Genomic DNA, 12,047 nt, shown 5'->3' with positions numbered 1-12,047 from the left:
TGCCTAAATGTCACAGTGACCGCGGAACGGAACTGCCGCGGGTCATTTCACTGTCCCTCGTTCCAACAACTGGCGCCCAAGGTTTCTTGGGCGCTTTTTTCTTTTCCGGCCCTCGCATAGGGTAGCGGTATGGCTGACTATTCTGATGAGTTCCTGAGATCCATTCTAAAGCGCACCAAGACCGTCGCCGTGGTCGGGGTGTCCATGAACGAGGTGCGGCCGAGTTTCTACGTGGCCCGCTATCTGTCGCTGAAAGGCTTTACAGTAATCCCGGTCAATCCCGGCCATGCGGGAAAGCAGCTTTTCGGTCAAACCGTGCGCGCCAGCCTGTCAGATATCACAGAAGATGTTGATATGGTGGATATCTTCCGCCGCTCTGAGGCTGTGCCTCCGATCGTGGATGAGGCGCTGGAGGTATTCCAATCCCTACGCACCATCTGGATGCAAATCGGTGTTGAACACGCAGAGGCTGCCGCCAAGGCAGAGGCGCGCGGCGTGGATGTGGTGATGAATCGCTGCCCCAAAATCGAATATCAGCGCCTGTTCGGAGAACTGCGCATGGGCGGCTTTAGCACTGGTATCATTTCATCCAAGCTATAGCGTTACTGCGCCTGGTAGGGTTTGAGGCGGGCCACCTGCTCTTGCCTGCGCTTTTCCAGAACAACCTCGCGCGGGACCCAGTCATATCTTGTGTCTTCCTGCAGCGGAGACCAGAAAAGAACCCCGCCATAACGCCACGGGTCCAAAACCACGCCATCATAGAGCGACTCGCCGCGCGCGCTGATAATGGCTGTGCTGTGGTCGATTCGCAGTGGATTGTCGGCATTGGCGATGGCGCGATGCATGTCCAGCGTTTGGAAGTTCTCTTGCTTCAACCGCCGCTCGATATCTTCGGCCCAGTGCCAGCATAACCCACGCGGGCGCAGGCCCTTGTTGACCTTGGCATTGTGGATCAACGGAGGATCGGTGATCTCGTATTCCTGCACCAGCTGCGCGGTGTAAGAATACGCAATGCGGGCGGCCCGGTTGGCCTCAGCCGGATCAATATCGGGGCCGAGGCTTTGGATTTCCGAAGCAAGACGCTGAACTTCATCCCCGGTGGACGGCGGCGGGGCCGCACAGGCGCCCAAAGTCACGAGGGCCAGAACGCAGGCCAAAGCTCTGATCATTGTGATGTCCCTCGCCCGATAGACCGTGAAACATGATCATAGAACCGCTTCGGCGCGGACGGAAGACTGAGCTTAACTTTTTGGGCGTGCGGCCTTTTCGGCGATACCGCTAAGGCCCTGACGCCGCGCCAGCTCCTCCAGCACATCGTCCAGCGCAACGTCGCGCGCGGCCAGCATGACCAAAAGGTGATACAGCACGTCGGCGGCCTCGGCCGTCAGCCCGTCTTTGTCATTTTTGACGGCTTCGATGATGGCCTCAACGGCCTCTTCGCCGAATTTCTCTGCGCATTTTTCTGGGCCCTTGGCCAGCAGCTTTGCCGTCCAACTGCTGTCCGGATCCGCCCCTTTGCGCGCCTCGATTGTGGCGGCCAGATCGTGCAGAATGCTCATGTCAGCCTCATCGGGATACCGGCGGCGGCCATGTGTTCCTTGGCCTCGCGGATGGTGTATTCGCCAAAATGGAAGATCGAGGCTGCCAGTACGGCGCTCGCCCCGCCTTCGGTGACGCCTTCGACGAGATGGTCCAGATTGCCAACGCCGCCCGAGGCGATCACCGGCACATCCACCGCGTCGCTGATTGCGCGGGTCAGCGGCAGGTTGAACCCTGACTTGGTTCCGTCACGATCCATCGAGGTCAGCAGGATTTCTCCGGCACCTTTGGCGACCACGGTTTTCGCGAACTCGACCGCGTCGATGCCGGTGGGTTTGCGGCCGCCATGGGTGAAGATCTCCCATTTTCCGGGGCTGACGGTTTTGGCGTCGATGGCGCAGACGATGCACTGGCTGCCGAACTGGTCTGCCGCCTCGGCAATCACATCCGGGTTGGCGACAGCGGCCGAGTTAAAGCTGACCTTGTCCGCCCCTGCCAGCAGAAGGGCACGCACGTCATCCTTGGTACGCACGCCGCCACCCACGGTCAGAGGAACAAAGCACTGCTCGGCCGTGCGCTGAACTACATCGAACATGGTACCACGGTTCTCATGCGTTGCATGAATGTCCAGAAAACAGATCTCATCCGCGCCGGCGGCGTCATAGGCCTTGGCCGATTCCACCGGGTCGCCTGCATCGCGCAGACCCACGAAATTCACACCTTTGACCACGCGGCCATCGGCGACATCCAGACAGGGAATGATACGAGTTTTCAGCATTCGCTTTCCTTTGTTGCCCGCACCCTTACCGGCAAAGCCCCGCCGATGCCAGACTTGTGATTGTCACCCCTCTCAAACCTGTGAAAACTGTCCCCAAATTCATCAGGAGATCAATAAGATGCGAAACCTTATTCTGACCACCACTTTCCTTTTTGCAGGAGCAGTTGCCGCAATGGCTGACGATATCATCAAAGTAGAAACCACAAAATCTGTTCCCGAGGCGCTGGACGCCCTGGAAGCCGCAGTGGGGAACGCAGGCGCGACGGTCTTTGCGCGCATCGACCATGCCGCAGGAGCCGAAAAGGTCGGTACGCCGATTCCGCCCAATCAGGTGCTGATCTTCGGCAACCCGGCGCTGGGGACGCCTGCGATGCAGATCGACCCGCGTGCAGGCCTGTTCCTGCCGTTGAAAGTGCAGGCCTATGAAGACGCGAACGGGCAGGTCTGGCTGGCCTATGAAGACCCGAAAGAGACGATGGATGAACTTGACGAGGTCGAAAACTCGCCCGTGATCGAGAAAATGCGCGGCGCGTTGAAGAAACTGACCTCGGCTGCCGCGCAGTAAGGCGTTTAGCTCAGGGCGCGAATGGCCTCGGCCAGGTCAATCGCGCCATCATACAGCGCCCGGCCCGAGATCGCGCCGTTCAGCTCAACCCCGCAATCGCGCAGGGCGATCAGATCATCCAATGAGCTGACACCACCCGAGGCAATGACCGGGATGGAGACGGCTTGGGCCAGCGCGGCTGTGGCTTCGATATTGGGGCCCTGCATCGCGCCGTCGCGGTTGATGTCGGTATAGATGATTGCCGCAACGCCAGCATCTTCGAAGCTGCGGGCCAGATCGGTGACCTGCACATCGGTTTCCTCGGCCCAGCCTTTGGTTGCGACCATGCCGTTGCGAGCGTCGATGCCAACTGCGACCTTACCGGGGAAGGCTTTTGCGGCCTCGCGCACCAGATCGGGGTTTTCGACGGCAACGGTGCCCAGAATGACCCGCGCCAAACCCTTTTCGATCCAAGTCTCGATGGTGGCAATGTCGCGAATACCGCCACCCAGCTGAGCGGGCACGTCGCAGGCCTTCAGGATCGCCTCAACCGGGGCGGCATTGACCGGCTCGCCCGCGAAGGCACCGTTCAGGTCGACAAGGTGCAGCCACTCACATCCTGCATCAACAAAGGCACGGGCCTGCGCGGCGGGATCTTCATTGAAAACGGTTGCTTTGTCCATTTCTCCGCGCAGCAGGCGAACAGCGTTGCCGTCTTTCAGGTCGATGGCGGGGTACAGGATCATGTCGGGCGGCCTTATCTGAATGTTACACGGGCGGCGTATCGCACAAGCGGGTTAGCGACGCAAAGTCAATCTTGCCCGAAGCCCGACACCGGGCCAGAGTGAACCCAAATCAGGGAGGTTATCATGAAGAAACTTGCACTTTCGATTGCTTTTGCATCGCTGGCCACAGGCGCGATGGCGGCAGATCCGGCGGATGGGCTGTGGAAAACACAACCCGGCGACACAGGTGGGTACCTGCACGTGTCGATCAGCGAATGCGGCAGCGCAATTTGCGGCACCATCGACAGCGCCTTTGATGGCAATGGCGATCAGATTCTGGACTATGAAAACCTGGGCAAACAGATCATCTGGGACATGGTTGCGGAAGGCAGCGGCAGCTATGACAACGGCAAGATCTGGGCCCCGGATCGCGACAAGACCTACAACTCCAAAATGACACTGGACAGCCAGAACCAGCTGACGGTCAAAGGCTGTGTCGCAGGCGGTCTGGTCTGCCGCGGACAGACCTGGACCCGCATTCAGTAACGCCCAAGATCGTTTCGGGTTAAACTCGCGACACGAATACCCTGTCACGCTTTCAGCGTTCTCGGGGCATTCGTGTCTCTTGATGTTTCAGGTAAAACCCGAAACGCTTTAGGGTGCCCAAGTCAGGAAGTTGCCTATCAAGCGCAGGCCAACATCCTGACTTTTCTCGGGGTGGAATTGCATCCCAAGCATCGTGTCGCGGCCAATCACGGCCGTGACGTCCTGCCCATAGTCCACATAAGCCAGCCGCTGGGCCGGGTCCGCGACGCGGAAATGGTAGGAGTGGACGAAATAGACATGATCGCCGGATTTCACCCCGTCAAACACTGGGTGATCGCTATCCAGAACCAGATCGTTCCAGCCCATATGTGGCACCTTGAGCGAGGCGTCCGAGGGTTCGATCCGCAGCACGTCCCCAGCCACCCAATCCAGACCATCGGTTTCGGTGTATTCATGGCCTTTTGAGGCCATCAACTGCATTCCGACGCAGATACCAAGGAAGGGGCGGCCTTTCTGTTCAACCGCCTCAACCATCGCATCATAGATGCCCTTGTGACCGCGCAGCTCGGCGGCGCAGGCCGGGAAGGCTCCGTCGCCGGGTAGCACCAGCCGGTCCGCGCGCGCGACGACATCCGCGTCCGAAGTCACAACGACCTCACCCGAGTCCAGTTCATTCGCCATGCGCTGAAAGGCTTTTTCGGCCGAGTGCAGGTTGCCGCTCTCGTAGTCGATGATCGCGGTGAGCATTTGAGTCCTTTCTGTGCGCAACTTGTCCGAAAACCGGTGCCCACTTTTCGGGTTACGCTTACAACGCGCCCTTCGTTGACGGAATCGCATCCGCCTTGCGCGGGTCGGTTTCAACCGCATCCCGCAGGGCGCGGGCAACGGCCTTAAAGGCAGCCTCAGCGATGTGGTGACTGTTGAAACCATGCAACTGGTCGATGTGCAGCGTGATGCCGCCATGGGTGCTAAGCGCCTGAAAGAACTCGCGCACCAGCTCAGTGTCGAAGGTGCCGATCTTCTGGGTTGGCAGGTCCACGTTCCAGATCAGGAACGGGCGCGCGGACAGATCCAGCGCACAACGCACCTGAGCGTCGTCCATAGGCAAGTGACACTCACCATAACGGCGGATGCCCTTCTTGTCGCCCAATGCCTGCGTCAGCGCCTGACCCAGCGCAATGCCGGTGTCTTCGACGGTATGGTGATCGTCGATGTGGTAATCGCCCTTGGCGCGGATCGTCATGTTGATCAGCGAGTGACGCGCCAACTGATCCAGCATATGGTCAAAGAAGCCAACGCCAGTCTGGTTGTCATACTGGCCGGTGCCGTCCAGATTGACCTCGACCGAGATCTCGGTCTCGGCGGTCTGACGGCTGATCTTTGCGCTGCGCATGGGCGAATTCCTTTTGCTACAGGCGCGCTTATAGACGGGGTTGGGCGGGTTGATCCAGTGCCCGCAGCGCATTCGCTTCAAACTGTTGCAGGGGATTGCACACAGGTCCGGGCCGTGCCAGCCTGCCGGAAACTCAAGTCAAAAGGCCCGGCACATGTCCACCTGCGTTTTCATCCAGATCCGCTGCAAACCCGGTACCACCTACAAGGTCGCCGAAGAGATCGCCCTGCGCGAGATTCACTCGGAGCTTTATTCCACAAGCGGCGAATACGACCTGCTGCTGAAGCTCTATATTCCCGAAACCGAGGATGTGGGCCATTTCATCAACGAACATCTTCTTGTGATTCCAAACATCGAACGATCCTTGACCACGATGACGTTCAAAGCGTTCTGAAATGAACCTGCACTCATGATGCGGCAGGATCGGCCCGGTCGCGAAAGACCTCCGGGCCAATGCCAAACACAGACGCTCAGACTCTGCAATTTTACCGCGATCTACCATTTGGGAAGGTTCGTATCTGGAGCGGGCGAGGCGATTCGAACGCCCGACCCTAACCTTGGCAAGGTTATGCTCTACCCCTGAGCTACGCCCGCATCAGATACATATGTTGGTCCGAAGACCTTAACTCAATGGAGCGGGCGAGGCGATTCGAACGCCCGACCCTAACCTTGGCAAGGTTATGCTCTACCCCTGAGCTACGCCCGCGCCGTTGAGTGAGGAGGGATGTATAAATTCCCGCGCGAGCCTGCAAGCGGAAAAAGACAAAAACCTGTAAAAATCTTTCGACGGAAATTCGGAGCTGACGCGTTGAATGGGTAATGAGGCTTACAAGGCGAAGGGACGCGTGATGAAATCAAGGGCATTGGCCGAAATGAAGACGGCACTGTTGGCGGCGCTGATTGTTTTCGCGGTATTGCTCTGCCCGCCCGAGGACGATCCGTTGGCCGAGGTCCCCTCCCCTATGTATGAGCGGCAGATTTTGACCGGATAGGCAATCTTGCCGGGACCTGCCAAAAGGGTATCGCATTCGGCGTAGGCGTGGTCCAAGCTGACCTCTGCGGACGGGCGCCAAATGTCGATCTCTCCGCAACGACCCTAGCAGCCAACAAGCCGCTTGCCAGTTACGGCATTTACCGATGAAGGCGCAGGATGTAACACCGGAGAAAGGAGCCCGGCAAAAACAGGACGAAGATGCAGGTTGTTATCCACGCAGGCGTGGCCTTTTCCGACAATGACCGGTTGATCGAAACCCTTATCGCGAACGCGTCGGTTCTGAACCAGCAGCGGGTCATCCCTCTGGACCTCGCGCAGGGGCGGCAGTTTGTGAAAGTCGCCTCAGATTCCATGACAACCGGAGTGCCTCTGCCAGATGTCCTGATGGGCTTGAATGAGGTTCTTCCCGACCGCAACACCTGCGATCGCGTTGTCCTGTCGAGCGACAAGGTTTTTGGCCCCAGACGCACCGCGATTCTGCACGGGCAGTTTTATCCAAATGCGGCCGAGCGGATTGCGTTCCTGGACCGTGTTCTAGAGGCGGATCAAATCGAGCTGTGTTTCGCGCTGGTGAACCCAGCGAGCTTCATCTCGAAACTGCTGATGTCCCTGCCCGAAGAGCGGCGGAAAGCCGTTCTAGGGAACACCGACCTGAGCAGCCTGAACTGGCTGACCATGATCAACGAGTTGCGGGAAACGGCTCCGAACGTTCAGATCACGCTCTGGGCCAATGAGGACACTCCGCTTATCTGGGGCGATATCCTCAGAACGCTTGCAAGACTACCCGATAAGGCGGCCCTGCAACATGAATACGCGTTCCTTGCCTCAGTGCTAACGGACGCGGGCCGTGCAGAACTAACGCAACTGTTGGAACAAATAGCGTGGCAGGATCGGGACATGCTGCGGGATAGTCTGACCCATCTGTTTGATGAACATGCCGACCCGGCGCAGATCGAAGAAGAGCTTGAGATTTCGGGTTGGAATTCCGATGTGGTCAGCGCGTTTTCCGAGATCTACGAACAGGATCTCGCGGCACTACGCGCCATGCCGGGCGTAAGGGTGCTGCAGCCCTGACACGGGCTGCATTGCATTACATACCCAGCGCTTCCTTATACATTTCGAGAACCGCCTCTTCTTCGGCGATATCATCCTTGTCGCGCTTGCGCAGAGCGACCAGTTTGCGCATGACCTTGGTGTCGTAACCGCGCGCTTTCGCTTCGGCCATGACCTCTTTCTGTTGCTCGGCCAGATCTTTCTTTTCGGCATCCAGACGCTCGATCCGTTCGATGAACTGGCGCAGCTCGCCTGCTGTCACGCGGTAGTTGGCGGCGGCCTGATCTTCGGTCATGTCTTCCATGTAGGTCTCTCCCAGAGGCTGAATTGCGATGCTGAGACATCGGGCATGGTGCCGGATACATTGCCGGTGCCCGGGTCGCAAGCACCCAATCCCATGGGCGGGCTTGTCGGCAGGCCCCTGATCCGCTAAGCGCAAAAACACGGCACCAGCAAAGGCAGGCAACCATGTTCGAAATCATCACCTGGGGCGGCGCCGCCCTGTCAGTGGCCGGGCTTGTCGGTCTGATCTGGTGTATTCTGCGCGTAATGAAGGCCCGCAAAGCGGGCCTTTCAGATGACGAACTGCGCGCTGTTGTTCAGGGTGTTCTGCCCTGGAACCTTGGGGCGTTGTTTCTGTCGGTCATGGGGCTAATGCTGGTCATCCTCGGCATTTCGCTGGGATAACCCGACCGATCAGATCGGCAAATTGTCAAACCGCGCTTCCATCGCGTCCTCGCACAGGGCCGCATCCAGTCGGCGCATGCGCGACGGAACATGCATCCCCTGCTGACGCATGCGATCTACGATCTTGCTGAAACTGGGCTGCAGCGCCAACCGGGTATCCAGACACGCGTTCTGAAGTTTTTGCTCTAGCTCTTGCGCTTCGAAATAGAGGTTATCTGTCGTCATTGTGATCCTCCCAATTGTCAGTATCCCCGATATAGGTAACGCGGATACGACACGAAGATGCTACCGGAAACGATGGCGGTTTATTGCCCGCTAAAATACCCTGTTCGGCAAATCTGCGCGTCTGGGTTAAAGTTTAGGCAAATTTCATCTGTCGTGCCTTGACGGACATCAAAAACCAAACTGGCTCTTGTATCATATTCTGTTTTTCTTATATGTCGTCTAAGTGGAGGAGACCATGAAGCCAAAAGTGAAAGCGTTCTTCGACGACCAGACCTTTACGGTCTCGTACGTCGTCCACGAAGACAGTAGCCGCGCTTGTGCGATTATCGATAGCGTTCTGGATTTCGATCATGCCTCGGGCCGGACGGGGACAAGCTCTGCCGATCAGATCATCGCTTATGTGCGCGACAATGACCTCAAGACCGAGTGGATTTTGGAAAGCCATGTGCATGCAGACCACCTCTCGGCTGCGCCATATCTGCAGCAGGAACTGGGCGGCAAAATCGGGATCGGACATCACATCGTCGAGGTGCAAGAGACCTTTGGCAAAATCTTCAACGAAGGGACCGAGTTCCAGCGCGATGGCAGCCAGTTTGATGCCCTCTTCCGCGAGGGCGACAGTTTCCACATCGGACAGATGCGAGGCGATGTGCTGCACACACCCGGTCATACGCCGGCCTGCCTGACCTATGTGATCGGCGATGCCGCTTTTGTCGGCGACACCTTGTTCATGCCCGATTTCGGCACCGCACGATGTGATTTCCCGGGCGGCTCATCCGAGGTGCTTTTTGAGTCGATCCAGAAGATCCTGTCTCTGCCCGATGAGACCCGCATTTTTGTGGGGCACGACTACAAGGCCCCGGGCCGGGATGAGTATGCGTGGGAGACAACGGTGGGCGAGCAAAAGGCGCTGAACATCCATATCGGGAAAGGTCGCAGCATCGAAGAGTTCGTGGAAATGCGGGACGCACGCGATGCGACCCTCTCCAAACCCAAGCTGATTCTGCCGTCGCTTCAGGTCAATATGCGCGCGGGTCAGATGCCCCCGGCCGACGAACAGGGCGATGTTTTCCTGAAATTGCCGATCAACAAGCTGTGACCCGCGCCAACAGTATAGGATGGACATAGAATGAACCCGGACTGGATATGGGGCCTTTGTGGCGGCATCCTGATCGGCTGCGGCGCTGCGCTTTACCTGCTTGGCAATGGCCGAATCATGGGGGCCAGTGGCATTCTGCGAGGTTTAATCGACGGCCCGGCAAGGCGCGAGAAACTGGCATTTGTCGTGGGGCTGATCGGTATGCCTCTGATCATGAGCCGACTTATGAGCGAACGGCCTGAAACGCACCTTACGGAAAATCTGGGCCTTTTGGTCGTGGCCGGGCTGCTGGTTGGCATTGGCACGCGTTTGGCCAACGGTTGCACATCGGGCCATGGGGTCTGCGGCATCTCTCGGTTTTCGCTGCGCGGGATTGTTGCGACCCTTATCTACATCGGTGCCGGAGCGGTGGTTTTGGCCCTTTTCCGCCACGGTTTGGGGGTGATCTGATGCGGTTGTTGATCGCTTTGCTATCGGGCGCGCTTTTTGGTGCGGGGCTATTGCTGTCGGGGATGACGGATACCCAAAAGGTACAAGGCTGGCTGGATATCTTCGGCGCATGGGACCCGACTCTGGCCTTTGTCATGGGCGGCGCGATTCTTCCCATGTTGGTCGCGTGGCGCGTGACCAAGACCCGCCAACCGTTGACTGGCGGCACATTTCCCACCCCTGCACGGACCGAACTTGACCGAGGGCTGATCCTCGGCTCAGTCCTGTTTGGCGCGGGCTGGGGATTGGTCGGCCTATGCCCCGGCCCAGCCATGGCGGCTCTGTCCTATGGCGGGACCAGCAGCGCCGTCTTTCTGGTGGCAATGGCGGCAGGGATGCGGCTGGCACCGGGGCTGCGCGCGCAACTGGACAGGGCGGCCAACGCGGCCTAATCAATTGGCATGGAGATTCGACCAATAACCCCCCGCTACGCCGTGTCCCCGCAGATCACTGTCGAGGATGTGCCCGCCATTGCCGAGGCCGGCTTCGTCAAGGTTATCTGCAACCGACCCAATGCTGAGGTTCCCGAGATCATGCAATCGGATGCGATCGGAGACGCGGTCCGCTCAGCCGGGCTGGAATACGAGGTGCTGGAACTGACCCACCAGACCATGACGCCCGAAAACGTCGCCCGGCAGAGGGATATGGCCGAAAGTTGCTCTGGCCCGGTTCTGGCATATTGCGCGTCCGGCACGCGATGCTCGGTCGTATGGGCTCTGGGTCAATGCGATCAGATGAGTACGGATGAGATTCTGACTGCCACCACCAATGCCGGGTATCAGTTGGAACAGCTGCGCCCCACTCTGGATCAACTGCGCAACACGTCAGACTAGCTCAGACCTCCCCATCCTTCGGGCCATCGAGGCCCGCCAGTTGCGAGATTTCTGCAGCCATTCGATCGGGTTGAATAAGGCTCTGGTCGTCGTCGACCGGATCAGCAACTGAGGGGCTCGCGACCAGATCGAGAGGGTCGGACAGGATATCTACGTCTGTGTCAGCCATATCGCCCCGGACACTGGCCGGTCGGCTTTCTATGAATTCGGCGGACTCCAAAGCTTCCAGCGAGGGCAGCGGTACGTTTTCGTTCAGCCGAACGGCGCGCATCCCGCCCGACTGCCCCAGACGCCCGACCGAGGCGCGGGCGCATTCGATTGTCAGAACCTCAGTCCGGTCCAACCGCGCGCCGGTCAGAGGCAACAGTCTGCCCACCTCAAGCGCGGAAAGATGCGCCAAAGGCAACCTCATGCGACATACCACGGCGTTCAGTTCGGCCCGGACGACGCCTGATGACTGTTCCAGCCGAGGGCCCGTATCGATGTCCAGCTCGATCGCGGCTTCGTCGGGGGTGGGCGGATCCGGCAGCACAATCGTGATCTGGCCCTGACGCAACCCGCCAGCAAGCTCCACTGTCAGATCAAAAACGCGGTAGCTGTCGGCCACAAGCGACAAGGTCAGGCCGCGCAAATCCGCCGCCCGTGAGGTATACTCATACCCCGTCAGCCCCTTGTGATCCGCCGCATCGACCAGACCGACGGCACGGCGCAACGCATCCTCGACCAGTGGGGCGGCCATGGCGGCGTCCGTATCCGTAAAGCCCCGCTCGGCGGGCGCGTCCGGTGTAACCTCACCAATGGTTTGGGTCTGAACGATGGCCGAGACGCAGTTCAAATCCAGACAGGCCGCCGCCATCCCGTCGGGTCCCGAAAATTTCAACAACAACCAATCCTCGGCCAATGTGGCCGCAATCCCGGCCTGCGCCCGATCTGCCTGTTTTGCCCCTATAACAGCCAGCGGAAGGTTCAAACGCTCACCTGCGGCCCGCGCAAAGCCCAAGCGCAACGCCCGCAGGATAGAGCGGGGCCGATCCCCCAGATCCCCCTGCCCCACTGACAATTTGCGCGCCAAAGCGGCGCCGGCCGTGTGTGCCATGGCTTCGGTACCATCCGATTTCTTGTCGTGAATCTTGGTGTAACCC

20 protein-coding genes and 2 tRNA genes are annotated in these 12,047 nt (G+C 58.9%); 10 read left to right on the top strand and 12 right to left on the bottom strand.

Annotated elements, in window-relative coordinates; genetic code table 11:
- Nucleotides 1-129 precede the first annotated feature (129 nt).
- On the top strand, nucleotides 130-600 hold the full coding sequence (locus ACR0B5_RS01400; protein ID WP_480537899.1) for a CoA-binding protein: 471 nt from the start codon (nucleotides 130-132) through the stop codon (nucleotides 598-600).
- 2 nt (nucleotides 601-602) lie between these two features.
- Here ACR0B5_RS01400 and ACR0B5_RS01395 read toward each other — a convergent pair whose 3' ends face one another.
- From ACR0B5_RS01395 to hisF, 3 genes are all read right to left on the bottom strand, one after another.
- Complete coding sequence (locus ACR0B5_RS01395; protein ID WP_170374931.1) at nucleotides 603-1,169, bottom strand: hypothetical protein; 567 nt, start codon at nucleotides 1,167-1,169, stop codon at nucleotides 603-605.
- Nucleotides 1,170-1,241: 72 nt separating this feature from the next.
- Nucleotides 1,242-1,559, bottom strand: coding sequence for a phosphoribosyl-ATP diphosphatase (locus ACR0B5_RS01390; RefSeq protein WP_480537897.1), 318 nt, complete (start codon nucleotides 1,557-1,559; stop codon nucleotides 1,242-1,244).
- Nucleotides 1,556-2,317 (bottom strand): imidazole glycerol phosphate synthase subunit HisF, encoded by a 762-nt coding sequence (gene hisF, locus ACR0B5_RS01385; protein WP_170460845.1) that lies wholly within the window; start codon nucleotides 2,315-2,317, stop codon nucleotides 1,556-1,558. Before hisF ends, ACR0B5_RS01390 begins: the two co-directional genes overlap by 4 nt.
- A 118-nt stretch (nucleotides 2,318-2,435) precedes the next feature.
- Here hisF and ACR0B5_RS01380 point away from each other — a divergent pair, with 118 nt between their 5' ends.
- The gene (locus tag ACR0B5_RS01380) at nucleotides 2,436-2,882 is read left to right on the top strand and encodes a DUF302 domain-containing protein (RefSeq protein ID WP_475216657.1); all 447 of its coding nucleotides are present in this window, start codon (nucleotides 2,436-2,438) and stop codon (nucleotides 2,880-2,882) included.
- A 5-nt stretch (nucleotides 2,883-2,887) separates the two neighbouring features.
- On the opposite strand, the gene hisA is transcribed toward ACR0B5_RS01380, so the two are convergent.
- Nucleotides 2,888-3,607 carry a 1-(5-phosphoribosyl)-5-[(5-phosphoribosylamino)methylideneamino]imidazole-4-carboxamide isomerase gene (gene hisA, locus ACR0B5_RS01375; protein ID WP_480537894.1) on the bottom strand — a complete coding sequence of 240 codons (720 nt, stop codon included), beginning with the start codon at nucleotides 3,605-3,607 and terminating at the stop codon, nucleotides 2,888-2,890.
- Nucleotides 3,608-3,730: 123 nt separating this feature from the next.
- On the opposite strand from hisA, the gene ACR0B5_RS01370 reads away from it, so the two are divergent.
- Nucleotides 3,731-4,132: a DUF2147 domain-containing protein gene (locus tag ACR0B5_RS01370; RefSeq protein ID WP_170374923.1), complete on the top strand. Its 402-nt coding sequence runs from the start codon at nucleotides 3,731-3,733 to the stop codon at nucleotides 4,130-4,132.
- A gap of 108 nt (nucleotides 4,133-4,240) precedes the next feature.
- Here the strand turns inward: ACR0B5_RS01370 and hisH are convergent, their stop codons facing one another.
- Nucleotides 4,241-4,879 (bottom strand): imidazole glycerol phosphate synthase subunit HisH, encoded by a 639-nt coding sequence (hisH, locus tag ACR0B5_RS01365; RefSeq protein ID WP_480537892.1) that lies wholly within the window; start codon nucleotides 4,877-4,879, stop codon nucleotides 4,241-4,243.
- 58 nt (nucleotides 4,880-4,937) lie between these two features.
- Nucleotides 4,938-5,525 carry an imidazoleglycerol-phosphate dehydratase HisB gene (hisB, locus tag ACR0B5_RS01360; RefSeq protein WP_170401424.1) on the bottom strand — a complete coding sequence of 196 codons (588 nt, stop codon included), beginning with the start codon at nucleotides 5,523-5,525 and terminating at the stop codon, nucleotides 4,938-4,940.
- A 154-nt stretch (nucleotides 5,526-5,679) separates the two neighbouring features.
- Here hisB and ACR0B5_RS01355 point away from each other — a divergent pair, with 154 nt between their 5' ends.
- The gene (locus ACR0B5_RS01355; protein ID WP_050602861.1) at nucleotides 5,680-5,919 is read left to right on the top strand and encodes an Lrp/AsnC family transcriptional regulator; all 240 of its coding nucleotides are present in this window, start codon (nucleotides 5,680-5,682) and stop codon (nucleotides 5,917-5,919) included.
- A 125-nt stretch (nucleotides 5,920-6,044) separates the two neighbouring features.
- Here the strand turns inward: ACR0B5_RS01355 and ACR0B5_RS01350 are convergent.
- From ACR0B5_RS01350 to ACR0B5_RS01340, 3 genes are all read right to left on the bottom strand, one after another.
- A tRNA-Gly gene (locus ACR0B5_RS01350) sits at nucleotides 6,045-6,119 on the bottom strand.
- Nucleotides 6,120-6,156: 37 nt separating this feature from the next.
- Nucleotides 6,157-6,231 (bottom strand) — tRNA-Gly (locus tag ACR0B5_RS01345).
- Nucleotides 6,232-6,351: 120 nt separating this feature from the next.
- A complete protein-coding gene (locus ACR0B5_RS01340) occupies nucleotides 6,352-6,573 on the bottom strand; it encodes a hypothetical protein (protein ID WP_170374917.1) in 222 nt (73 codons plus the stop codon).
- A gap of 144 nt (nucleotides 6,574-6,717) precedes the next feature.
- Between ACR0B5_RS01340 and ACR0B5_RS01335 the strand changes: the two genes are divergently transcribed.
- Nucleotides 6,718-7,593 (top strand): hypothetical protein, encoded by an 876-nt coding sequence (locus ACR0B5_RS01335; protein WP_480537889.1) that lies wholly within the window; start codon nucleotides 6,718-6,720, stop codon nucleotides 7,591-7,593.
- 16 nt (nucleotides 7,594-7,609) lie between these two features.
- Here the strand turns inward: ACR0B5_RS01335 and ACR0B5_RS01330 are convergent, their stop codons facing one another.
- Nucleotides 7,610-7,876 (bottom strand): DUF2312 domain-containing protein, encoded by a 267-nt coding sequence (locus ACR0B5_RS01330; RefSeq protein WP_170374913.1) that lies wholly within the window; start codon nucleotides 7,874-7,876, stop codon nucleotides 7,610-7,612.
- Between the two features lie 164 nt (nucleotides 7,877-8,040).
- Between ACR0B5_RS01330 and ACR0B5_RS01325 the strand changes: the two genes are divergently transcribed.
- Complete coding sequence (locus tag ACR0B5_RS01325) at nucleotides 8,041-8,259, top strand: hypothetical protein (RefSeq protein ID WP_170468076.1); 219 nt, start codon at nucleotides 8,041-8,043, stop codon at nucleotides 8,257-8,259.
- Nucleotides 8,260-8,268: 9 nt separating this feature from the next.
- On the opposite strand, the gene ACR0B5_RS01320 is transcribed toward ACR0B5_RS01325, so the two are convergent.
- Entirely contained in the window at nucleotides 8,269-8,484 is a 216-nt protein-coding gene (locus ACR0B5_RS01320; RefSeq protein ID WP_170468079.1) for a hypothetical protein, read from the bottom strand.
- Between the two features lie 235 nt (nucleotides 8,485-8,719).
- Between ACR0B5_RS01320 and ACR0B5_RS01315 the strand changes: the two genes are divergently transcribed.
- Genes ACR0B5_RS01315 through ACR0B5_RS01300 form a run of 4 tightly spaced genes read left to right on the top strand, consistent with a single transcriptional unit; the run spans nucleotide 8,720 to nucleotide 10,905 of the window.
- Entirely contained in the window at nucleotides 8,720-9,583 is an 864-nt protein-coding gene (locus tag ACR0B5_RS01315; protein WP_480537887.1) for an MBL fold metallo-hydrolase, read from the top strand.
- 30 nt (nucleotides 9,584-9,613) lie between these two features.
- On the top strand, nucleotides 9,614-10,033 hold the full coding sequence (locus ACR0B5_RS01310) for a YeeE/YedE family protein (protein WP_480537885.1): 420 nt from the start codon (nucleotides 9,614-9,616) through the stop codon (nucleotides 10,031-10,033).
- The gene (locus tag ACR0B5_RS01305) at nucleotides 10,033-10,464 is read left to right on the top strand and encodes a DUF6691 family protein (protein ID WP_480537883.1); all 432 of its coding nucleotides are present in this window, start codon (nucleotides 10,033-10,035) and stop codon (nucleotides 10,462-10,464) included. The genes ACR0B5_RS01310 and ACR0B5_RS01305 overlap by 1 nt, the downstream gene beginning before the upstream one ends.
- 9 nt (nucleotides 10,465-10,473) lie before the next feature.
- Nucleotides 10,474-10,905 carry a protein tyrosine phosphatase family protein gene (locus ACR0B5_RS01300; RefSeq protein WP_480537881.1) on the top strand — a complete coding sequence of 144 codons (432 nt, stop codon included), beginning with the start codon at nucleotides 10,474-10,476 and terminating at the stop codon, nucleotides 10,903-10,905.
- A 1-nt stretch (nucleotide 10,906) separates the two neighbouring features.
- Here ACR0B5_RS01300 and ACR0B5_RS01295 read toward each other — a convergent pair whose 3' ends face one another.
- Nucleotides 10,907-12,001, bottom strand: a complete 1,095-nt coding sequence (locus tag ACR0B5_RS01295; RefSeq protein WP_480537879.1) for a FliM/FliN family flagellar motor C-terminal domain-containing protein — start codon at nucleotides 11,999-12,001, stop codon at nucleotides 10,907-10,909.
- Between the last annotated feature and the right edge of the window lie 46 nt (nucleotides 12,002-12,047).

This window comes from Ruegeria sp. AG1 (assembly GCF_056541705.1).
Note: the sequence above shows the minus strand (reverse complement) of the source record. Positions and strands in the feature narration are given on the sequence as shown.